Genomic DNA, 23446 nt, shown 5'->3' with positions numbered 1-23446 from the left:
ATGGATGTCGGTGTTAATAACTGGACATAAGTTTAAAAATGTATATAATGAAAACGTTGTAACTATCCTCATTATGACAGTATTTTTATATTGTTTTATAGCGCATAAATGGAGACTGAAAATGTGTTTTAATTTAAAACAAATATTGATGTGCGGTGTCGCATTGCTCGCACTGACCGCCTGCGGCGATTCCAGCAACCAGCAAGAAAGGCAGCGTCCGGCAACCGTTGTCGGGGTTGTGAATGTTAAAGCCCGCCCCGTTATCTTATACAGTGAAATGCCGGGGCGTACCCTTGCTTACGAAACAGCGGAAGTCCGTCCCGAAGTAACCGGCATTATCCGGGAAAGAGTGTATCAGGAGGGGGCTTTTGTCAATAAAGGCGATGTGCTTTACCATATCGATGATGAAATGTATAAAGCAAGTTACGAAGGGGCGAAGGCGAATCTTGCCAAGGCGGAAGCCGCAGTCACCCTGACGCAGCTAAAAGAACGCAGAATGAGTGAATTGCGCAAGAAAAATGCAATCAGCCAGCAAGATTATGATGAGGCGAGAGCTTCTTATTTACAGGCGAATGCTGATTTGCAGTCAGCGAAAGCGGCTGTCCAGACGGCGAAAATCAATCTTGACAGAACGGAAATTTCCGCACCTCTCAGCGGATTGATCAGTAAATCAAGTGTTTCTGTCGGAACGCTTGTTTCCAACAATCAAATGACAGCTCTTGCGACCATTTATCAAATCGACCCTATGAATGTGGATTTAACGGAATCCGTTGAAAAACTTGTCAAAGCGAAAAGACAAAATGATTTAGGCACGGACGAGGAAGCTTCCCGAAATCTGCAAAATTTAAATGTTCCTGTGAAACTGCTTTTTGACAACGGCAAAGAATATTCCCAAGTCGGTAAATTGGAATTTGTGGACGTCGGCGTTGATGTGAACACTTCAACAATGACGCTGCGCGCTTCTTTCGCCAACCCCAAATATCATCTCATGCCCGGAATGTTCGTGCGGGCGAAAGTGCAGATCGGCGTTGATGAATATGCCCTTTTAATTCCGCAAAAAGCGGTTCTCCGCGATAACAGGGGAAATGCCTATGTTTTTATCGCTGAAGGCTTATCCCCAAACCAAACCGTGAGCAAAGAAGCTCCTGCAAAAGCGAAGTCCGTCCGTAAATTTGTCACGTTAGGGGATACCTATGGTGAAAACTGGCTTGTTACGGAAGGACTGAAAGACGGTGACAGCGTTATTTTGGAAGGCATTCAAAAAGTTACGGATAACGGGGATCTTAATGTCATTAAGATAAACGATATCAATATTCCGAAAGATGCTGATTACTTAGTGGAAAATTCAATGAAAAAAAATGAAATAGCGACAACTGTCGCTGAAAGTACCGGAGGCAATGCATAATGGCACGCTTTTTTATCCATCACCCTATTTTTGCGTGGGTGCTTGCCATTATCACCATGCTTTCAGGGGTGTTAGCATTATTCCTTTTGCCGGTAGCCCAGTATCCCGAAGTCGCGCCGCCGACTATTTCCATTCAGGCAACCTATTTGGGCGCGTCCGCAAGCACGACCGAAGAAACGGTCACGCAGGTTTTGGAACAGAACATCACAGGGGTTGATAACATGATTTACATGAAGTCAACTTCCGATTCCAACGGGATAGCCAATATCAGCGTTTCTTTCCTGCAAGGCACGGATTCCGATATCGCGCAGGTTCAAGTGCAGAATAAAATTCAGACCGCTATCAGTTCTTTGCCGGAATCTGTCCAGCGTTTGGGTGTGCGCATTGATAAAGGCAACTCCAACATGCTCATGGTTATCGCTTTGGTTTGTAAGGACGGTTCTCTTGATTCCGTTGACCTTGCTGACTATATGGGGTCCTATATCAAGGACCAGATCAGCCGTTTGCCGGGGGTCGGCAGCGTGAACCTTTTCGGTGACGAATATGCTATGCGTATTTGGCTTGATCCTCAAAGATTGTATGATTACAATATGTCCGCATCCGATGTTGTCGCGGCAATTTCAGCACAGAACGCCCAAGTTACCGCCGGACAGTTGGGTTCATTGCCGGCGGAAGAAAATGCGCAGATCAACGTTGTCATCAAAGGGCAAAACCTTTTACAATCCGTTGAAGAATTTGAAAATATTTTGCTTCGTGTCGATTCCGAAGGACGAAGCGTATTTTTGAAAGACGTGGCCCGGGTTGAAATCGGCAGTGCCAGCTACAACACCACTTCGCAGCTGACGCTCAACAGTTCCGGTGCCATGGGGATTTCTTTGGCATCAGGCTCCAATGCTCTTGACACTGCAAAAGTCGTGAATGCGAAATTGGATGAACTCCGCCAATTTTTACCTGATAATATGGAACTTCTCGTTCCTTACGATACAACGCCGCCTATCACGGCTTCCGTGGAAAACGTCGTGCATACGCTTTTTGAAGCTATCGTGCTTGTTTTTCTTATCATGTATCTGTTCCTGCAGAATATTCGGGCGACTATCATTCCCACTATCGCCGTTCCCGTTGTTTTGCTGGGCACGTTCGCTATCTTGCTTGTTCTCGGTTTTTCCGTCAATACGCTCAGTCTGTTCGCCATGGTTTTGGCTATCGGCTTGCTTGTTGACGACGCTATCGTTGTTGTTGAAAACGTGGAACGGCTTATGGCGACGGAAAAATTGGGACCTGTCGAAGCTGCGGAAAAATCCATGGAGCAAGTGTCCGGCGCATTGATCGGTATTGTTGCCGTGCTTTGTGCGGTGTTCCTGCCCATGGCGTTTTTAAGCGGTTCGACGGGGGGTATTTATCGGCAGTTTTCCGTAACCATCGTGACGGCGATGCTGATGTCCTTGGCTGTTGCGATTGTTTTTACGCCTGCGCTTTGCGCCACGATTTTGAAACCGCATGCGGAAGAGAAAAAGGTCGGCAAGTTTTTTGTTTGGTTTAATGATAAATTCGATACGTTTACCAATTTCTATTATACAAAAGTCGTCAGTTTGCTGCGGCAAGCCAGAAAAATGCTTTTTGCCTACGGTTTAATCCTTGCGGCGCTTATCACCATGTATTTGAATTTGCCCACAAGCTTTTTGCCCGATGAGGATGCCGGCATCGTTATCGGCATCGTTTCTTTGCCGCCAAACAGCACGCAAGCGCAAACCCTTGCCGTTCTTGAAGATATGGAAAAGTATGCCATGGAAAACGAAGGGGATATTTTAAAGAATATCATTGTTGTTGCGGGTTATGGCATGGGAGCTCAGGGACAGAACGTCGGTGTGGCGTTCATTTCCTTAAAGGATTGGTCGGAGCGTCCTGACAAGGATCAGTCTGTTTTTGCTTTTGCAAACAGGATGAGCGCCCGTTTTGCCAATGACCTGCGCGGTTCTATTTTTATCATGGTTCCTCCTGCCATTATCGAGCTTGGGACAAGCACAGGGTTTACTTTGGAATTGCAGGATAACGCAGGGCTTGGGCATGAAAAACTCATTGCTGCGAGAAATCAGCTCATGGCGGCGGCTTTCCAAAATCCCAAAATCGCTTATGTCCGTCCTACCGGGCAGGAAGATAACGTGCAGTATGAAATCACCTTTGACTATCAGAAGGCTGCCAGTTTGGGGCTTTCTGTCAATGAAATCAGCACGAATCTTGCTATTTTTCTCGGCGGTTATTATATTAATGACTTTATCGACAGGGGACGTATCAAGAAAGTATATGCCCAAGTCGACAGTCCTTTCAGAATGACTCCCGATGACCTTTTGCATTTGAGCTTTAGGAATAACCAAGGCAAAATGGTTCCGTTTTCTTCCATCGCCCATGTTCAGTGGGTGCAGGGGGCAGCTATGCTGGAGCGGTATAATGGTATTTCCAGCGTTGAAATTCAAGGTGTGGGTGTTCCCGGCGTTACAACCGGGGAAGCTATGGCTATCATGGAAGAAGAAGTGGCGAAACTTGGCGAAGGTTTCGGTTTGAGCTGGACCGGCATGAGCTATGAAGAAGTTCAGGCGGGCAACCAGACAAGTATCGTTCTTGCCATTTCCATTTTGGTTGTTTTTCTTGCCCTTGCCGCTTTGTATGAAAGCTGGACAATTCCGTTTTCCGTTATTTTGATTGTGCCTATCGGGGTTTTGGGAGCTGTGTTGGGAACATTTATTTTAGGTCTTTCCAATGATATTTATTTCCAAGTCGGACTTCTTGCCACAATGGGACTTTCGGCGAAAAACGCAATCATGGTTGTTGAATTTGCAAAAGAAATCATGGAAAAAGAAGGAAAGAGTTACCGGGCTGCGGCGGCAGAAGCCGCAAGGCTTCGTATCCGTCCGATTCTGATGACTTCCTTGGCTTTTGGGCTTGGGGTTATTCCGCTTCTGTTATCTTCCGGTGCAGGTGCGGCGAGCCAGCTTGCCGTCGGCGGAGCGGTATTTTTCGGTACGGTGACAGCAACGGCTCTTGGTATTTTCTTTATTCCGACATTCTTCGCTGTTGTCGCCATTGCTGTCGGGCTCTTATTCAAGAAAATATCCGTGCGTGAGTTGCTTAAGGATTAATTGTAATTATTGACAATCGCATATAAAAGCCCTTTTTCCTGAATAAGCGGGAAAAAGGGCTTTTTTGTATGGTTTGTGTTGCTGCATTTGTTTTTTCATTGTGTATCGGAAACTTTTGCAGCGTAATGGAAGTGTTTTTTATTCATGGTATTGCGCCGGCGTCATATTTTGGCGAAGCGCAAAGCCTTTGTTTTTATGCTATGGATTTTGTCCCTGTATATGCTGCATGGATTTTCTGCTCCGAAATTATGCAGCGTCTTTGCATATCGAAAAAAATTTTCAGCATGCTTTTTTTGAAAAAAATTATGATGAATAAATTGTCTTTCATTTGTTTATTCAGGAAGTTAAGAAATGTCTTGCTTTTTCAAGGGATTTTCGATTGTTCTGTTTTTCCGTATTTGCGTTTTCGTTCAGATGTTTTAAAAATTCATTATACCAGTGAATATGTATGGTTTCTGAAAAAAGAAGCTCGAAAGAGGGAAGAAAACTCTGTTGTATGATTGTCTGATATTGTCTGCAAATTTCATCCTGCTTTTCCTGAATAGCTTCTTCCAAGGCTGTGCGGATTTTTTTTGCCCATGCTTCAATCTTTTTTTGTTTCTTTTCCAAGATATTTTTCTTGTGTTTTTGTATATCTCCTTGAAAATGCAGGGTAATTGCTCCTATTCCCGTTAAAACCAAACCGGAAATGCTGATGGGGTCGCCCAAAAACGCCAAAGCGATACTGCCGACTGTGATAAGATTGAAAAATGAGGTTGAGAGGATGAACGCGCTTCCCGCTCCCGCTAAAAAGAGGGAAAGTTGTTTCATTTTGAGGTTTCCTTGGATAAGCACATTATTGAGCGTTGTGCTTTCAAGCTTTATATCGCCCATGGTATGCACGCCGGAAGAAATCGTTTCAAGGCATTCATTGGACAGCATATGGATATCCTTATGGAAAATTTTGATTTTTTCTTCCCAGAGCTGTAATTGTTCCTCTTGCTTCCGGACAAAATCCTGAACAAGTGTCCTGGCGAGTTCCTTGGCTTCTTTTTGGTCAAATTCTTTCCATTTGTCGCTTTTTGCAATATCGGAACCTAAGGTGTCCGCAAATTCACGGGTTTTTAATTGTATGGTTTGAATAAATTTTTCTTCAAACAAATCAAGAGCTTCTTCCTGCTGTTTTTGCCAAGTTAAAATATCTTTTTCTGCACTTTTGGAAATTTGTGTTGCCTGCGTGCGATATTTTTCCAAAGCAACAATCAGGGATTGTTCGTGTTTTTCCAATATCTGAATAAAGTTATTGGGATAAATCTGTGTAATTTCTTTTTGATTTTTTTCCAAATTCTGTTCGATACGCCGGAGTAATTTTTCGGCATTGTCGCTGATTTTTTGCTGATATTCAACCATATTGGTGTCATTTTGAATTGCCTGCACAATGCTGTCGAGAAAGTTGTTCCAGTTTTGCAGTTCACCGGCGGAAAGGCTTTTTTGAAAGCAAAAATGCTCCATGAGTGCTTTCGGGTTCAGAGGATAAAGCCCTAAAAATTTGATGGCGTTGTGTTGTGCGGCTTCCTGAAAAAGAAGGTTAGCCCTGTCGATGCTGTTTTGGCTTTTTTCTTGTTTGTTCAGTCTGTCAAGATTGCTTATTACCCCAAGCAGGTTAATGGCTCTGCTTTTAGCGGTGATTTCACGTAAGAAACCGAGTTCGCTGGCGGAATCCGGTTTTCTTGCATCCACAATGAAAATAAGGCAGTCCGCCTGCAAACTTTCTTTGTACGTCAAATAATCGTGGAAAGAGTTAACGCAGTTCAGTCCGGGAGTGTCGCTGAGGCAAAAGCCTTGGGCAAGCAGTTCGTTATTAAGCCCGATGAAAGCTTTTGCCGTTTGCTGTGCGAATTTGCCGTCAGCATCCGTATAATCGGCTAATTGCTGTTTTTTGATTTTTATTTTTTTACCGAAACTGAAAGAGGCGGGAAATTCTTTTTTTTGAAAAAGTCCTTGCAGGGCATAGCTTTTCTTCTGTTTTGCCAAATCTTTTTCTTCAAGAAATTCAACATGATATTCTTCAGTTTCACTAAAATAAAATTCAATGGGAACAGCCGTTTTAGGAATGGATTCTTCGACTAAGCTTATATTTTGTTTCAAAAGGGCGTTGATGAGCGAACTTTTTCCTCTTTTTCCTTCGCCAGCAATAACTATGTGGTATTTTTGATTTTTCAATGTTTGTAAAAAATTTTCAAGTTCTTGCTGCAAGGTTTTGTCACGGTTCAGAACGGGATAAAAAGGCTCAAAAAATTCTTGCAGGGATTTTTGGAAATCCGTAAGCGGAGAAGTGAGCGTTTCTGTATGCGTGAATTTAAAAGGAATATTTTCTTTTAGCTGCTTTGAAATGGAGTGCAGCTGTTTTTGCGGCAGGGAAAGCAAGCCGGGCAGGGATTTTTTTTCATGGGATGTGTGTTCCGGATCTTCGTGCAGGCGTTGCAGAAGTTCTTTATTTTTCGGGGAATTGAAAAATGGGCTTTGTTCAAGTTCTGTTAAGAGTTTTTGTTTTTCACTTGCCGAAAAAAGGCTTTGGAACCGGGATAAGAATTTTTCTTGATGCTGCGGTGCGGTGACTAAGGCGAAATGGAATTTTGCAAACGTATACGCTTCCAAGCGTGGGAAAATTTTTTCCAATAAGGCGAATAAAAAATTATAGGCTTCAAAAGAATTGCTGTTTTGATTTTGGTACAGAAGAGCGAAAAGCAAAAGCAACACGTCTTCTTTTTTTTCCGGATTGGCAGCTAAAAATTTTTCAGAATTTGCAATTTCTTTTGAAAAATCGGGAAGCTGAGGCATGAGATTTTTTGTTTTATTTTCCATGGCATAACCATAACAAAAAAAAAGCGTTTTGCCTATCATGGAAAAACGCTTTTTAACCGTTTTAAAAAACTATTTTTTAGCCGCAGCGACTGTATCCGCAATTTTGGCAGATATGGCAGCCTTCTTGGAATGTCATTTCTGAACCGCATTCCGGACAGGATGGATTTTGCAGATCTTGGTCTTTGGTTGCGGGAACAGGAGTTTCTCCTTTTAAATATCTGTTTTCAAGCACCCAAGCAATGGCGTCAGGTATGGAAAGTAAAATTCCTTTCTTTTGAAAAACAGGGTGTTCGCCGCCGATACCTTTGAGCTGCTGTACGACGTCACGCACCGGAACGCCTGAACGGAAACAAAGGGAAACAAGGCGTCCGATCGCCTCCGCCTTTGCCGTAATGGAACGACCGGATTTTCCGATTGTTGTAAAAACTTCAAAAGGTTGCCCGTCGATTTCATTGACAGTCAGGTATAAAACGCCAAGTCCCGTTTTTACTTTTTGGGTAAAACCGTCAACAATATCGGGGCGTTGACGGACAATGCTTACGGTTTGCGGATTTTGATTTTGTTTTTCTTCTTTTTTGCTGCCAATGTTTAAAACTTGTCCTGATTTGCAGCCGTCACGGTAGACAGTGACGCCTTTGCAGCCCAGCGTGTAAGCAAGTCTGTAAATACGGTCGATATCCTGGATTGTGGCGTTATTGGGCAGGTTCACCGTTTTTGAGACCGCATTGTCAGTATATTTTTGGAAAGCGGCTTGCATTCTGAGATGGGCTTCTGCCGAAATATCCATCGCAGTGACAAAAGTATCCCTGATATGCTGAGGCAGAAAGTCGAAACTTGCGATAGAACCGACATTGGTCACGGCGTCCATAAGCTCGTTCGTATATAAATCACAGGATTTCAAGGCGTTTTCAAAATACGGGTTCACTTCCACAAGCCGTTCGCCGTCCATGACATGGCGGGCGAAAGCAAGGGCGAAAATCGGTTCCACCCCGGAAGAACAGCCTGCGATGATGGAAAGCGTTCCGGTTGGGGCTATGGTTGTTACGGTTGCATTGCGGAGAGGTTTGCCGTCTTTGTATATGGATTCCGAAAATGCCGGAAACGCGCCTCTTTCCTCTGCCAATTGTCGGGAAGCGTTGTGCCCTTCCGTTTGGATAAATTCCATAATTTTTTCGGCAAGTTGAAGCGCTTCTTCGGAATTATAGGGAAGTTCAAGGGCGAAGAGCATATCCGCAAAGCCCATGACGCCTAACCCTATTTTACGGTTGGTCCGTACTTTTTCCGCAATTTTTTCAAGAGGGAATTTAGAGGCGTCGATAACGTTATCCAAAAAACGGACGGAAAGATGAATGATTTCTTTCAGGCTGTCCCAGTCAACGGCTTCTTCTTTATTGTCGCTTGTCTTATTGGGGATAACAAACTTTGAAAGATTGATCGAACCCAGGTTGCAGGCTTCATAAGGAAGAAGAGGCTGCTCACCGCAGGGGTTTGTGGATTGCATTTCCCCTTGCTGCGGGGTCGGATTGTCACGGTTGATCCTGTCAAGGAAAACAATGCCGGGATCACCGCTGATCCATGCCTTATTGACTAAAATATCAAAAACTTCTTTTGCGTTCAATGTGCCCCTGGCGGCTCCTGAATGAGGGTCGATAAGGTCATAATCTTCGCCTTTTTCAACAGCTTCCATGAATTTTTCCGTAAGGGCGACGGAAAGGTTGAAGTTGACAAATTCCCCTTCCTGCTCTTTTGCGCGGATAAATTCCATGATGTCGGGGTGGTCGATGCGCAAAATGCCCATATTCGCGCCGCGGCGGGTGCCGCCTTGTTTGATTTGTTCCGTAGCTGTGTTGAAAATACGTAAAAAAGAGACAGGACCGGAAGCAACTCCGCCTGTTGTGCCCACACGTGAATCTTTTGAGCGGATATTTGAAAAGGAAAAACCGGTGCCGCCGCCTGATTTGTGAATCATTGCGGCATATTTGATTGCGTCGAAGATTTCTTCAATGGAATCGCCGACAGGCAGAACAAAGCAGGCAGACAGCTGTCCCAAAGGCGAACCCGCATTCATGAGGGTCGGGGAGTTTGGCAGAAAATACCCGTTCGTCATGACGGAATAAAATTTTTCCGCCAATTCTTCAGGCTGATAATTTGATTTTGCATATTTTTTTTCTTCTTCTGCAATGGCTGAAGCAACGCGCCAAAATAAATCAGAAGCTGTTTCAATACAATTTCCGTCACTGTCTTTACGATAATAACGTTTTGAAAGTACGAGCTCCGCATTTTCAGAAATATTCGCAGGAGCTAAATTTTTTGGTTTCTGTATCATAATTCCTAACCTATTATGGACATTAGACCGTCACTTTAGCACAAAAAAATAAGTATTTCTATGCCAAAAAATCCTTATTTGGCGTACAATATATTGAAAAATAAGAATTAAAATCTTTAAATTTAATCTAAATAAATTTGAAAAAAAATAAAATACAAATAAAAAATAATAGGTTATAAGTATTGATTTATTTTTCGGCAGAGGGTAAATAAAAATTATGAGAAAAAAACGACAAAAAGTAAGACGAACATCATCACCTGTTGCCTTGCAGGATTTTTGCCCTGAGCTTTTGAAACAATATGTGAAAAACCCGCATCAGGACATTTTGCGTCAGCTTTGGGATAATTGGGATATGGTTTGCCCGCAGGAAATCATTGATTTGGTGAAGCCGTATTCCTATAAGGGAAAAGTTCTTTATCTCGGAGCGGATAATCCTCTGGATTTGCAGGAAACCCGCATGTATTATGCTGAACTGCTCGAAAGAATGAATGTTTTTCTGGAGGCTTATGGTTTGGCGAATTATTTTGAACGGCTTGAGTTTTCACTTATCCGAGGCAAAAAATCGTTGCTTGAATATAAGGGAATACCCAAGCATTTAAAAAACGTTTTTCCCCCAAGACCGAAGCGTTACGGAGAGAAAATCGATTTTCACGGCATGAAAAGCATAGAACGGTGTTATGAAGCTTTTTGTAACCGGCTGGATTATGAGGAGAAACTAAAGAATACGGATAACTGATTGATTTTATAGCAAATAAAAAAGTTGAAAAAATATTTTTGTGATAACCTCTTATTTTGATATGGTAAATTTTTATTATTGAGTAAAATTGATAAAAATTGAGTAAAATGAAGAAAAATTATTTTTATATTGTGGAAAGAAAAAATTTATTTTTGTTGAAAAAGTGATTGACTATTGCTAAGCCGTGTAATCATAGAGATTTTACAGGATAAATGTTTTTTATAGATAAACGTATAACTTTTTGTTTTTGTTGATTATTATCCTTTGCTGTTTTGTGGATAAGTTTCTTTTCAAGGATTAGCAATTTTAATTTTCTGCTGATAGCTTTTTTAAATAAATGTGTATACTAATGCTTTTATGAAAACAATATGGTCACAAATTCAAGCACGGTTGCGTGAAATATTGCCGGAAGCGGAATATTCGGTCTGGATAGCAACCCTGGACGGAGAAGTTCAATACAGGAATGAAATTCCTTGTCTTGTGCTTTATGCCCGTAATACCCATATTGCGAAATATCTGCGTAAATACAGCGTGTTTTTTCAGGAAGCTGCGGCAAAGGTTTTGGAAATTGAAAACAGCGCCTTGATTGATGTCGCCTATGAGGCGTTGAATGCGGATGTCGCCGTGATCAAACCTTTTTCTTCCGAAGATGTGGCAAAAAGTATAGCCACAGCGCCGGCAATGCTTGCGACAGGCAGTAATTCCCAGCTTCTTTTGCCTTTTCAGTATACCTATGAACAGCCCTTTGAATTTAAATATTCTTTTGATGATTTTGTGGTGGGTCCTTCCAATAAACTGGCTGTGGCTGCCGCGGAGAATATCATTACGGACAATGCCTTGACCAATATGCTTTTTCTTTCTTCCTGTTCCGGACTTGGCAAAACGCATTTGATTCAGGCGGTCGGAATGGCTATGCAGGAAAAAACAAAAAATTCCGCTTTGAATGTTGTGTATTTAACTGCCGAAACCTTTACTTCCCAATTTGTCCAAGCAAGTTTTTCCAAAGATTTTGATAATTTTAAAAAGCGTTTTGCGGGGTGCAATTTGCTCTTGCTTGAAGATGTGCATTTCTTCCAAGGAAAAGACAAGACGCAGGAAATGCTTCTTTCCATTATAAAATCCATTCACAGCCGCGGAGGAAAAGTCGTATTGACAAGTTCTTTCGCTCCAAAGGAAATTGCCGGTCTTGACAGTTATTTGGCTTCGCAGTTCCATTCCGGATTTGTGGCGAGCATCGAAAAACCCGAAATGGAAACACGTTTTCATATTTTGGTCGAAAAATCAAAAAAACTGGGGCTTATCCTGCCCGGACATATTGCCGAACTTATGGCGAAACGTATCGATGCCGATGTGCGTATGCTTGAATCATGTTTGCAGAATGTGGTGTTCAGAGCGAAAGTTTTGGGAACGGAAATTACGGAAGACATTGTTTATGATGTGATTCAGCAAGTATCGCAGACCGAACCTTCTTTTGATTTGCCAAGTATCGTCGATATGGTGTGCAAAGGTTTTGGCGTGACGCGGCAGCAGCTGGAATCAAATTCCCGCTGTCAAAATTATGTGCTGGCAAGGAATTTGGCTTTTTATCTGCTCCGTAAGCATACCGATATGACGTTGGAAGAAATCGGACACGGGTTTAACCGCAGGCATTCCACGGTGATAAAAGGAATTTCCTCTCTTGAGGAAGAAGTGTCAAAGGAAAGCCCCGTAGGCAGGCAGTTAAATGATTTAATTGAAAAAATTGAGAAAAACTGCGGACAAAATAAAAAATCTTCAAAATAAATAAACAGGTATTAAAATACGAAAAAGCACCATTTTTCATGGTGCTTTTTGGGTATTAACGATAAAAATTCATTTTGTTTTTGAAGATTGGAACATTTCCATAATACTGGGAATTTTTTATGCAGGGAAAAACTATATCTCTGCTGCCGCCATTCGTAAAGCTCGTAAGCTCGTTAACAGTCAAAGCGAAAAAGTTTCTTTCTCTACCCTCGTTACAAAACTTTTTATACTAATTTTCTGCATGCTCTTAATGTTACATAATATTATGAATATGATGTGAAAATGCTTTAGGCAAAGCAGGGAGTTTTGTCAGAGAATTTCGCATCCGTCATCGGTTATGCGTACCATATATTCCCAGCGTATGCCGCCGTAGTCGCCATAATAAAGTCCGGGTTCAACGGTCACTATCATGTTAGGTTTCAAAAGGCGCTTGCTGCGTATGGAAAGGCGCGGGTCTTCGTGAACATCAAGTCCGACACCGTGCCCGAGAGAATGGCTGAATGCTTTTTCAACGCCGTATTTTTTAAAAATTTCCACAGCTTTTAAATGTGCGTCTTGGCAAGGCAAATCAGGGGCGAGAATTTTTATGGCTTCCATTTGGGCTTCTTGCACTTGTTCAAGCATGGTTTGAAAGCGGGAATCCATTGTATCGCCGAACCAAAAGGTACGGGTTTGGTCGGAACAATAATTCTTATATCGTGCGCCCACATCTATCAGTATATGGCAATTTTCGGTGATTTTCGTTTCCTGGTCCGGGATATGGTGGGGGCGGGCGGCGTGTTTGTTTATGGCGACAATGGGAGCGAAGCTGTTTTCCGTTGCTCCGTGTTTTCTGAAAAATGTTTCAATCTCCAAAGCGAGTTCCGCTTCGCTTTTGTTTTCTTGGAACGTGCTTGGCAGCCATTCGAAAAGTTTGTGGTTTACGGCTATTGATTCTTTTATGGCTTTGATTTCTTCTTCGTCTTTGATTATTCTCAGTTCTTCGATTATTCCGTCACAAGGTTCAAGTTCTAAGCCCTGAGCAAGGTTTTCATAAAAATACTGGCTGATTGTCTTACTTTCAAATCCGATTTTTCCATGGACCATATTTTTTAAATAGTTCCGCATATCTTCGATTTGATTTGAATAAATGAAAATATTTTTCTCGTCCCAAAGGGTTTTGGCTGCTTCATAAAACCGTGAATCCGTAAAAAGAATATCGTTTCCGTTTTTTTGGATAAGAATATGCCCTGAACTTTCATTGCATTGGCCGTCGTGCAGTTCAAAACCGGAAAGGTAAAATCTGTTGGTTGGGTAGCTCACAAGCAGGGCTGTCAAATTTTCTTCCGTTAATTTGGGGCGTACCGCCTCGCGGCGTTTTTGATAGATCGTGTTCATGTTATTTTTTTGTTAACTGTTTGTGTTCTTTTATTATTCTGTACCCGCTTTGCATAAGGTTTTTGGCAAGGTATTCAACCATGGCGACAGAACGGTGGCAGCCTCCGGTGCAGCCGATGGCTATGCATAGGCGGTAGCGTCCTTCGTTGTCGTAATAAGGAAGAATGGTCTGCAAAAACTCAAGCAGCTGCCGCCTGAAATTTTGAGCGGGTTCATCTTTGAAAATATAATCCGCAACTTCCTGCTGCAGCCCGGTGTATTCGCGCAGCTTGGGCTCGAAAAACGGATTAGGCAAAAAACGCATGTCAAAAACAAGATCGGCATCTTTGGGAATACCGTATTTATAGCCGAAACTCATGATGGTGACCCACATGGAATGGCTGTCTTCCATGGTTTTGGAAAAGTGTTTTTGGATATGGCGCCTAAGATCGTGTATGGAGTAGCCCGTGGTGTTGATGATATGACCGGCCATGGTCCGTATGCCGGAAAGACGGTTTTTTTCTTCCTCCATAGCCATTTCAAGGGAATAGCCTTCCTGTTCCAAGGGGTGGGGGCGTCTTGTCGAGGCATAGCGTCTGAGAATGCTGTCTTTGTCCGCTTCAAGATAAATGAGCGTTGCTTTCGTATCGTCAGTCTGGCGTATTTTGGTAAATACGGGCAAAAGTTCCGCCAATGGGTCATTGAGGTATTTTCTTTTTAAATCAAGACCTAAAACAATACCTCGGAAATGCTGCATTTCAGGTTTATGGGCAAGGGCGATAAATTCCGGAATAACGGAAGGGGGCAGTCCGTCTGCGGTGAAAAAGTTCATATCTTCAAATACTTGAATGGCTGTGCTTATGCCGGAACCTGAAAGTCCGGTAATGATAATCACTTCAACCTCGTTATTGTTTTTATCTTCTGGCGTGTCCATACAAAATTGTCCGTATAAAAAAAGGGAGCAGTCTTGCCACTCCCTGAGATAGTTTGTTCGGAATATCAGACAATAGGGTCGATTATGCCGAAATCTCCGTTATTTTTACGGTAAATGACATTTATGCGTTCAAGGTCGGCATTGATGAAGACTAAAACTTCGTTGTCGCTTTGCTGGAGCTGCATAATCGCTTCGTCCATGTGCAAAGGCTTCGGAGCGAAGTTTTCTTTGCCGTTGACAACTTGGATACCGTCTTCTTCAAGAATGTCATAGCTGTAAATATCGACATTGACATCGCGGCTTTTTTGGCGGCTGTGCAATTTTTCTGAAGAACGGCGGACTTGCGAACTGATCTTGTCGCTGATCATATCAATAGTCGCATACATATCTTTTGATGATTCGGCGGCATTAATGTTGAGTCCTTCGCCTGTAAGGGAAATTTCGGCTTTGTGGTGGAATTTGTCCACACTTAAGATTACCTGCATTTGCAGTGCGGGCGATTTTCCCAGAAAGCGGGTGATTTTTTCAAAACGGCGGCGCGCGTATTTTTTAAGATGTTCGGAGGGCTCGAAGTTTTTGAAAGTAAAGTCTATATTCATAGCTTACCTCCTGTAATGGAGTGAATTTCAGAAAGCTGCCTTTCTGATTTTAAATAGATTATAACGAGTATTTTTTATTTTGTCGATAAGAAAATATAAAATAAAAAAGCTTGTTATTTTTAACAAGCTTTTCTGAATGTTATTGTATTTTATGCGCGGTTAGAACTTCGCCTTGAAGTTATCGTATTCCGCTTGCAGGGATTCCATAAGTTCTTTTACGGAAACAATGGATTTTATTTTGTTCACATTCGTTCCGCAAAATGCAAAGCCTTTTTCCAAATTGCCGCGCATCGCCGCAATAAGGGCGGCAGCGATGCAATAAGGGGTCTTCTCCTGCGTACAGGTGCTTACGCAGTGGAATGCGCAGGAAACAGGACGTTTCTTTCCGTCACGGACAGCCTCGATGAAACTGTTGAACAACGCTCTGCCGGGCATACCCACGGGACTGTTGATAATGGTGATGTCTTCCTCTTTTGCGTTCACAAAGGCTTCTTTGAATTTTATATCCGCATCGCATTCGTTGGTTGCAACAAAACGTGTGCCCATTTGTACGCCGGAAGCGCCAAGCGCCATGATATTCGCAATGTCTTCGCCGGAGTAAATCCCGCCGCCGGCAATAACCGGAATTGCCTGTCCTTTTTTGTCTTCCAAGGCTTTTACCGTTTCAACGACTTCGGGAACAATATGTTCGAGGCTGTGGTTGGGGTCCGTTATCTCTTCATATTTATACCCCAAATGTCCGCCGGCTTTCGGACCTTCGACAACGAAAGCGTCGGGAAGAAGTCCGGTTTTTGATTCCCATTTCTTGGCGATGACGGAAGCTGCGCGGGCGGAGGAAATAATGGGGACGAGTTTGGTTTTAAATTCTTCTTTTTTTTCTTCACAGGTCGCCAAAAGGATTTTAGGCAGGTCCATGGGCAGGCCTGCTCCGGAAAAGATAATATTCGCACGGCTCTCAATGGAAGCTTTCACCATTTCTTTGAAAGTGGTCAGGGCAACCATGATGTTTACGCCTAAAATTCCGTTCGGGCTGAGGGCGCGGGCTTTTTCAATTTCATTTTTTAATGCGCGCACATTCGCTTCAACAGGGTTTTTGACAATATCAGGTTCACGCATGCCGATCATAGCACCTGCGATAACGCCTATGCCTCCTTGGTTTGCAACAGCGGAAGCAAGCCCGGAAAGAGAAATGCCAACTCCCATGCCACCTTGCACAATGGGTAATTTAGCAACAAGGTCGCCGATGGTAAGACTTGGAAAAGACATAGTATTTCCTTTTGTTATTAGTTAATCAAAATTGTCTAAGGCAACTGCATGATAATGAATTATCATAAGATAATCAAGAATTATCTAAGGAAAATAATTTTCTTCAAATGAATTTATATTTTTGAGTAATTATTCTATAAGGGAAAATTCGCCTTTGAAAAGTGTTCCGAAATGTGTGGAGCACGATAAATAATCGCTTTCAAGGTGGCTGACCAATATGCTTTGCAAAGAAGTTTCAGCGATTTTGTATTCTAAAAATTCTTTGATTTCCTGCTTGTTTCTGGGGTCGAGCCCGGAAAAAGGTTCATCAAGGAGCAAAAGGGCAGGGTCGCCGATAATTGCGCGGGCGAGAAGCACTTTGCGGGCTTGTCCGGTAGACAGGGAACGGAAGGGGCGGTTGGTTAAATGCCCGAGATTGAGCTGATAGATCAGTTCTTGGATTTTTTGTTCTTCTTCGCTCGTTTTTTCCCGGTATACGCCGATATTTCCGTCAAATCCCGCAAAAATGATATTGAACACAGTATCGTTGAACGTATAATGGATTTGCAGGGAATCGGAAACAAAGCGGATTTTTTTCTTGATTTCATCCAAAATGGTCAGGGGAACCGGGGGAGATTGGATATTTTGATACCAATTCCGGGTAATCGTTCCGCCGTGGGCGATGGGCAAAAATCCTAAAATACCGTTGAGCAATGTGGATTTTCCCGAACCGTTATGCCCGATGAGCGTCCATTGTTCTTTGGGTTTGATATGCCAGTTGACATGTTTGACAATTTCGGCATGTTCCAAATAAATGCTTGCGTTTTCAAGGATGATTTCCATTGCCTGATCTTGGTTCTTCTCAATGTGCCGCAAAGGAATAGGCTGATATTGTTCGGCGATTTTCATAAGCTCGCTGGGATTGTCGTTATCAATGGCGGTGAGTCTGCCTTGTTTCATCTCATAACAGCGCTTGATATAGGGAGGCAATGGAAAAAGGTGGGTTGTCAAGACAATGGTGGGCTTATGCGCCAATTTGCTTGCGGCAAGTTTTTCCAAGGTGTTCCAGAAAAGTTTTTGCGTTTCCCCGTCTAAACCGTTCAGAGGTTCATCAAGCAAAATCACGGGGCTTTTTTTCATAAGCGCTCTTGCTATGAGCATAATGCGGAGCTGCCCTTGGGAAAGTTTGTTGATAGGCGTGTAAAGTAAATATTCTGCACCTAATTGTTTTGCAATTTCAACTGCTTGCAGTATTTCTTCCGTGTCAGGTTCCCGATAGAGGATATAATCGTTGCTGCAGGCTGCCAAGACAATTTCAAGGCAATTCACTTTCCAGTCCTGCCGGGCATAATAATCTTGCTCCTTGGGGGAAATGATAGCGCATATTTCACGAGCCGAAAGGGGAGAATCGCTTGCCTTGCCGTTTTCATACCAATAAATTTTTCCGCCGTTTTTGGGACTTGGATAAATTTCTCCGCGCATTATTTGCAGGAACGTGGATTTTCCTGCACCGTTTTCACCGATAATTGCGACATGTTCCCCTTGGTTTAAGGTAAAACCGATATGGTCAAGGGCAGTGATTTCTTCTTTGTTTTCAGTGTGATAAGTAAAACTTAAATCTTGTATTTCAATGAGTTTGGGCATATCAGAGCGCTACTGTGATTTGAGTGTTGTTTTCAAAATAATTTTGTTCCGTAAAGCCGTATTCTTTGGCGTACTCATGCAGCATGCCGATATTTTTGGCAATTGTGTTGACGCAATGCCCGTCGGAGGCGAACGTGATTGGAATATCAATATCTTTTGCTATTTCCATAAGTGTTCTGCAAGGGTAAATTTCCTGGCAAGGTTTGCGTAAGCCGGCTGAAGAAATTTCCATGCAGAGTTTGTTTTCTTTACAGGCAAGAAGCGCGTCTTCCGCAAGGCTTTTGTTGTTTTTTATCCATTCCGCAAAGGTTTCCCGGCTGAAAATCTTAATCAGGTCGGGGTGCGCCACGATATGAAACAGTTTGCTTTCCGCCATTTTTATCATGGTCTTGTAATAGGCGGCATAATAGGCGTGTTTTTCTTGCTTGGACAAGTTTACCCAATGGGAAGCTTGGTCGTCAAATCCCCATTTTTTGATAAAATGAATGCCTGCGATGACATAATCAAAAGAATGCCTTTCCATGCATTCCTGCATGAAATCCGGTTCGTCTTCCAGCCAGTCGAGTTCCAAAGCCAGCAATATCTTGTTTTCTTTCCGTTCTTGTTTTATTTTTTCGACTTCATCAAGATAATCCTGAAAATGCTTGTTTAAATGTTCACGGTATTCATTGGTGTAATCGTACCCTGAAGGACGCGGGGAATGTTCGCTGAAACCGTGTACGTCCAAGCCCGCTCTTCGTCCCGCCTGGAACATTTCAAAAACAGTATTGCTGCCGTGTCCGTAACAAGTGTGTGTGTGTAAATCGATAAGCATAAAAACTCACTGTAAGAGGCAAGAATTTATCGGAAATCCTTGTTTATGAAAATGAATGAAAATTTCAGCGCATGCCGCGGCGTCTGAAAGTGCATGGTGATGCTGCAGATTTATTTGCAAGGCGCTGCAAACACAATCCAAACTGTTTTTTTGCAGCTGCAAAAATTTTCTGGAACCTTTAAGTGTACAATAAAAAGGAATTTCCGGGGGACGGATGGCATAGGCGTTTGCCGTACCGTACAAAACACCTTTGTCGAATTGGGCATTATGGGCAATGAAAGCTTCCGTGCCTTTTAAAAACGCTTCAATATCATGCCATTGCTCGGCAAAATTCGGCTGATTTTTAAGCATATCCCATGTGATTCCGTGAAAATAAGCATATTTTATCCAGGAACGCGGAGGGCGGATAAGCCGGTAAAAGCTGTCAATGATGCAGGTGTCCTGCATTTTAACCAAACCTACGGCGCAGGCGCTGTCTTTACCGTTGTCGGCGGTTTCAAAGTCAATGGCGGTATATATCATATCAGACCCGTATTCCGCAATCTTCTCACATCGCCGACACGGATGGTCATGCGTTCCTTATCAAAATATTCAAGCACCGGAATGGCATATTTTCGGGTAAGCCCTTTGGAAAGTTCCTTGAAGTCACCGGGGCTCATATCTTGGTTGTTTTTGAAAAATTGCAGGATATTATTTTTTATTTCCGCAAGTTCCGTACTGAGAAAATACATGCCCTCCGTGATTTTTATAAGCTTATGTTCCTGGATGAGCAAAGCGAGCACATCAAGAAGTTCTTTTTGGGGAACGGAATATTTCTCTATGAGTTCCTTCAAGAGGGGAGGATTTTGCGGATTTTGCATAAATTCATCATAAAGGTTTGTTTTGAGCGTATGTTCATGGCTTTTTAATGCAATATTGTGTTCTGCCAAGCATACCCCGTCTTCAAAAACGGCGATTCGCTTTTGTTTGATTAATGTTTCCAAAACATAATGGGCTAATTTGGGCTGTTCAAAATGCGAAAGCAAAGAGGCTTTCGGCATATATTGTTTCAATGGTTCGTTTTGATGGTATTTTTGGAGTATTTCAAGCATGGCTTGTTCATGCTCAAGGGCATAAGGGGCAGCCAGATAGGTTTTATTTTCCTTGTCATAGGAAATACAGCGTTTTTGGGCTGTTAATTGCTGCAAAGCCTTATCAAGGTCTTTCTCGTCAAGATTGCACAGCAGGGTTAACCGCCTGAGGGAAATTCCCGTTTTATTGCCGCATTTGAGCTGTTCATACAGGGCGTTGTTCCGTGTGTTTTCATCAAGAAAATCCTGTTCCAAGCTCAGGAGATTTTCCGGGTCGGGTATTTCCCTGAGTTTTGGAAAATGGGGTAAGGGATTGATGATGGAAGCTCCTGCGATGGTTTGCAAAGGAGAAAAATTCCGTAAAATGCATTTGTCCCCGAAAACGCCGCACATCGGTTCGGAAAATTTAACTTCGCAAAGGCATGTTTCGTTCGGCTCCAGTTTGTTTTTATCTTTTAAGTAGAGTTTTGCCATGACTTCTTTTGTGCCGTGGTGGAAATGGATTTCCGTCCTGTTGCGGATCGGCTTTGGCGAAGCGGAAAGGCAATGAAGTTTTACAAGCCAGCGGGCAGAAGGGAAAAGGGTTTGAGGATAGGTGACGGTGTTGCCCCGCTCGATGTCACTGACTTCAATATTGGCTAAATTGACGGACGTTCTGTTTCCGGCAAGGGCTTTTTCCAAGTTTTGTCCGTGGCTTTGGACAGAGCGGATTTTGCTGGGTATGTTTCGGGGCATAATGCAAACTTCATCGCCAACGCGGGCGGAACCGGAAAGAAGCGTGCCGGTGACGAGCGTTCCATGACCTTTCAGGCTGAAAACCCTGTCGACGGGCAAACGAAAAATATTATTCCTGCGTTTGGGGCGTATAGTATGATTTTTTTCGATAATAGCCTGCTTGAGTTCTTCCAAGCCTTCGCCCGTATGGGAGGAAACAGGAAAAATCGGGGCATGTTCCAAAAAAGAGCCTTTGACGAACTCCTGAATATCCTCTTTTGCAAGCTCAAGCATTTCATGGTCAACCATGTCTTTTTTGGTAAGCGCGATGATTCCGTTTTGGATACCCAACAGGGAACAAATTTCCAAATGCTCCCGTGTTTGAGGCATAACCCCTTCATCCGCAGCTATGACGAGAAGGACGAAATCAATGCCATAGGCGCCTGCCACCATATTTTTGATGAATTTTTCATGTCCCGGAACATCGATAATGCCCATGCGGAGCTTTTGCCCGTTTTTTTCCGGCAAATCAAAAAAGGCAAAACCTAATTCAATGGTAATTCCTCTTTTTTTTTCTTCCGTCAATCTGTCGCATTGAATGCCGGTCAGTGCTTGGATAAGCGTTGTTTTTCCATGGTCGATATGCCCGGCGGTTCCCATTATTATTGCCATAAGAGCCTGCTACCGGACATATTGCGGAATATTTATCAAAATATTGGTGGTAAAAGAAGAAATTCTTTCCAATATCCAAGGAAAGGAATAAATAAGCATGCCGAATATCACACAAAGCTTGGGAATAAACGTAAGGGTCTGTTCTTGGATTTGCGTTGCCGCTTGAATGATGCTGACTATAATTCCGACAGAAAGCCCGGCTAACAGCATGGGCAGAGCGAGGCTGAGGGTAAGTTCTATGGCGCTCCGCATAAAACCGATAACAAATTCTGGACTCATAACACTACCTCAGAATAAAAAACTGTTTACAAGTGAACCGATGATCAAGTTCCAGCCGTCCACAATAACGAAGAGGAGAAGTTTAAAAGGCATGGAAACCATCATGGGCGGAAGCATCATCATACCCATGGCGAGCAGGGTGCTGGATACGACCATATCGACAATGAGGAACGGAATATAGATTAAAAAACCGATGCTGAACGCTGTTTTCAATTCGCTGATCACGTAGGCTGCCGCAAGCATGATAGTCGGTACTTCATCCTTGTTTTGGGGGGCGTCCATTTGAGCGATAGAATAAAAAAGGGACAAATCTTTTTCCCGCGTGTGTTTAAACATGAAATTCCTGAGGGGGATTTCCGCCCGCTGCAAGGCTTCATCAAAACCGATCATTTCCTGCAGATAAGGCTGCAAGGCGTTGTCATTGATATCTTTCCCCACCGGATACATGATCACGACGGACATGAAAATAGCCAAACTCGCCAAAATTTGCGTGGGGGGAATTTGCTGTATGCCCATGGCTTGGCGCAGGAAGTGGAAAACAATGATGATCCGGGTGAAACTTGTCACTGTCATGGCAATGGCGGGGGCAAGGGAAAGAATGGTGAAAAGAAATAAGATTTCCAAACTTAATGCCACGGCGGAAGGTTCGACTTCACCGCCTGCGAGGGTCATGGTGAACGTGGGAACTTCCGCAAGGGCTTGAAAAGGAAGAAGAACGAAACTAAGCGTCAGTATTGTCTTTATGGGCAGTTTGCCGCATAAGTTCTTCAAATGTTTCAGCATGGTTTATTCCTGTTTTTGAAAGCAAATTAATATTTTTTTCCGTAACGCCAAGTATGAGCCTTTCATCAAGAACTTTGACAATAACAACACTTTTTCCCGGTCCCAAAGGGATTTGTCCCTCAAGGTACATGCTGTCGCGGGGAAGGAGTTTTTGATTGGGTAAAAATCTTCCGTTGCCGTATTTTCGCATTAATTTGAGGATATACCAAAAGACGAACAAAAGCAAAAGCATTATGCCAAGCCCTTGAAAATAATTTCCCCATGTTGTGCTTGGAGTGTTTGTTGCGCTTGGTGTGCTCGGCATTTCTTTTGATGCTGCAAAAACTTCCTGCTTTTGGACTTGGTTCAAGGGAGTTTTTTGTTCTTGGGCAGTATTCGTGTCTTTGCTTTGTTCTTCTCTTGCTACGTCATTTTGAACAGGATCGGGGGCGGCGAAAGAGTCTTGTGCGAAAAGACTGATTGTGAAAATGAGGCAAAAGGAAAGGAAAAATATGCTTATTGATTTCATGGTGTTTTTTTAACCTAAAAAAAAAGAGATAACAAGTATCTCTTTCATAAAAAATTTTAGCTTAGCTGTGTTATTCGTTCGATTGGACTGATGATATCGGTAAGGCGGACGCCGAATTTTTCGTTGACGACAACAGCTTCGCCGCGGGCGACAAGTTTGCCGTTAACGAAAATTTCCAAGGGTTCGCCGGCTAATTTGTTCAATTCAATAACGGAACCTTGTCCTAATTGGAGCAAGTCTTTAATCAGAAGTCTTGTTTTGCCAAGTTCTGCGGAAACATCAAGAGGAATGTCAAGAATGAAGTCAAGTTCCCTCTTTTGATTGTCTTGGGGAGTGATTTTTGCGACATCGGTCAAGTTTTTATATGAAGGTTCTGAAACTTCCGCCGCAAGCTGTCTGTTTTTTTTCTTTGACTGTTCCTGTTCGTCGGTAGCTAAGGCAGCCGCCCATTCTTCCGCTAATTTTGCGTCATCATCGGCAGGGGCGTTTTCACCAAAATTTTCCTCATCAAGTTCTTTATTGTTTTCCGCTTCCGCTTCCAGACTGGCTGCCCATTCCGCCGCCAGTCTTTCGTCTTCAGACATTTCTTCTTGGCTCATAA

At 43.0% G+C, this 23446-nt stretch carries 18 protein-coding genes; 4 read left to right on the top strand and 14 right to left on the bottom strand.

Annotation, left to right across the window (positions count from 1 at the left end; genetic code table 11):
• Positions 1-121 precede the first annotated feature (121 nt).
• Positions 122-1405 (top strand): efflux RND transporter periplasmic adaptor subunit, encoded by a 1284-nt coding sequence (locus tag JBF11_RS04625; protein ID WP_334316204.1) that lies wholly within the window; start codon positions 122-124, stop codon positions 1403-1405.
• Positions 1405-4539, top strand: coding sequence for an efflux RND transporter permease subunit (locus JBF11_RS04620; RefSeq protein WP_334316203.1), 3135 nt, complete (start codon positions 1405-1407; stop codon positions 4537-4539). The genes JBF11_RS04625 and JBF11_RS04620 overlap by 1 nt, the downstream gene beginning before the upstream one ends.
• 336 nt (positions 4540-4875) lie before the next feature.
• Here JBF11_RS04620 and JBF11_RS04615 read toward each other — a convergent pair whose 3' ends face one another.
• Both JBF11_RS04615 and JBF11_RS04610 read right to left on the bottom strand, forming a co-directional pair.
• A complete protein-coding gene (locus JBF11_RS04615; protein ID WP_334316202.1) occupies positions 4876-7383 on the bottom strand; it encodes a dynamin family protein in 2508 nt (835 codons plus the stop codon).
• A gap of 76 nt (positions 7384-7459) precedes the next feature.
• Positions 7460-9709, bottom strand: coding sequence for a vitamin B12-dependent ribonucleotide reductase (locus tag JBF11_RS04610; protein ID WP_334316201.1), 2250 nt, complete (start codon positions 9707-9709; stop codon positions 7460-7462).
• Positions 9710-9926: 217 nt separating this feature from the next.
• On the opposite strand from JBF11_RS04610, the gene JBF11_RS04605 reads away from it, so the two are divergent.
• A complete protein-coding gene (locus JBF11_RS04605; protein WP_334316200.1) occupies positions 9927-10445 on the top strand; it encodes a DciA family protein in 519 nt (172 codons plus the stop codon).
• A 357-nt stretch (positions 10446-10802) separates the two neighbouring features.
• Positions 10803-12227 (top strand): DnaA ATPase domain-containing protein, encoded by a 1425-nt coding sequence (locus JBF11_RS04600; protein ID WP_334316199.1) that lies wholly within the window; start codon positions 10803-10805, stop codon positions 12225-12227.
• A 309-nt stretch (positions 12228-12536) separates the two neighbouring features.
• Here JBF11_RS04600 and JBF11_RS04595 read toward each other — a convergent pair whose 3' ends face one another.
• The 12 genes from JBF11_RS04595 to fliN all read right to left on the bottom strand — a co-directional run bounded on the left by JBF11_RS04595 (position 12537) and on the right by fliN (position 23444).
• Positions 12537-13604, bottom strand: coding sequence for a M24 family metallopeptidase (locus JBF11_RS04595; RefSeq protein ID WP_334316198.1), 1068 nt, complete (start codon positions 13602-13604; stop codon positions 12537-12539).
• Between the two features lies 1 nt (position 13605).
• Complete coding sequence (gene rapZ / locus JBF11_RS04590) at positions 13606-14517, bottom strand: RNase adapter RapZ (protein WP_334316197.1); 912 nt, start codon at positions 14515-14517, stop codon at positions 13606-13608.
• A 65-nt stretch (positions 14518-14582) separates the two neighbouring features.
• A complete protein-coding gene (gene hpf / locus JBF11_RS04585) occupies positions 14583-15116 on the bottom strand; it encodes a ribosome hibernation-promoting factor, HPF/YfiA family (RefSeq protein ID WP_334316196.1) in 534 nt (177 codons plus the stop codon).
• 159 nt (positions 15117-15275) lie between these two features.
• Positions 15276-16382, bottom strand: a complete 1107-nt coding sequence (locus JBF11_RS04580; protein ID WP_334316195.1) for an NAD(P)H-dependent flavin oxidoreductase — start codon at positions 16380-16382, stop codon at positions 15276-15278.
• A 129-nt stretch (positions 16383-16511) separates the two neighbouring features.
• Complete coding sequence (locus JBF11_RS04575) at positions 16512-18005, bottom strand: ATP-binding cassette domain-containing protein (RefSeq protein ID WP_334316194.1); 1494 nt, start codon at positions 18003-18005, stop codon at positions 16512-16514.
• 1 nt (position 18006) lies between these two features.
• The gene (locus JBF11_RS04570; protein WP_334316193.1) at positions 18007-18819 is read right to left on the bottom strand and encodes a histidinol-phosphatase; all 813 of its coding nucleotides are present in this window, start codon (positions 18817-18819) and stop codon (positions 18007-18009) included.
• 6 nt (positions 18820-18825) lie between these two features.
• On the bottom strand, positions 18826-19341 hold the full coding sequence (locus JBF11_RS04565; protein ID WP_334316192.1) for an exonuclease domain-containing protein: 516 nt from the start codon (positions 19339-19341) through the stop codon (positions 18826-18828).
• Complete coding sequence (gene selB, locus JBF11_RS04560; protein ID WP_334316191.1) at positions 19338-21275, bottom strand: selenocysteine-specific translation elongation factor; 1938 nt, start codon at positions 21273-21275, stop codon at positions 19338-19340. Before selB ends, JBF11_RS04565 begins: the two co-directional genes overlap by 4 nt.
• Positions 21276-21284: 9 nt before the next feature.
• Positions 21285-21554, bottom strand: coding sequence for a flagellar biosynthesis protein FliQ (fliQ, locus tag JBF11_RS04555; RefSeq protein ID WP_334316190.1), 270 nt, complete (start codon positions 21552-21554; stop codon positions 21285-21287).
• A gap of 9 nt (positions 21555-21563) precedes the next feature.
• Positions 21564-22337, bottom strand: coding sequence for a flagellar type III secretion system pore protein FliP (fliP, locus tag JBF11_RS04550; RefSeq protein ID WP_417168629.1), 774 nt, complete (start codon positions 22335-22337; stop codon positions 21564-21566).
• Complete coding sequence (locus JBF11_RS04545) at positions 22276-22845, bottom strand: FliO/MopB family protein (protein WP_334316189.1); 570 nt, start codon at positions 22843-22845, stop codon at positions 22276-22278. Before JBF11_RS04545 ends, fliP begins: the two co-directional genes overlap by 62 nt.
• A gap of 56 nt (positions 22846-22901) precedes the next feature.
• On the bottom strand, positions 22902-23444 hold the full coding sequence (gene fliN / locus JBF11_RS04540; RefSeq protein ID WP_334316188.1) for a flagellar motor switch protein FliN: 543 nt from the start codon (positions 23442-23444) through the stop codon (positions 22902-22904).
• Positions 23445-23446: the final 2 nt, after the last annotated feature.

Source organism: Taurinivorans muris (genome assembly GCF_025232395.1).
Taxonomy (GTDB): Bacteria; Desulfobacterota; Desulfovibrionia; order Desulfovibrionales; family Desulfovibrionaceae; genus Taurinivorans; species Taurinivorans muris.
The sequence above is the reverse complement of the archived record's forward strand: the minus strand, read 5'-3'. Positions and strand labels throughout refer to the sequence as shown.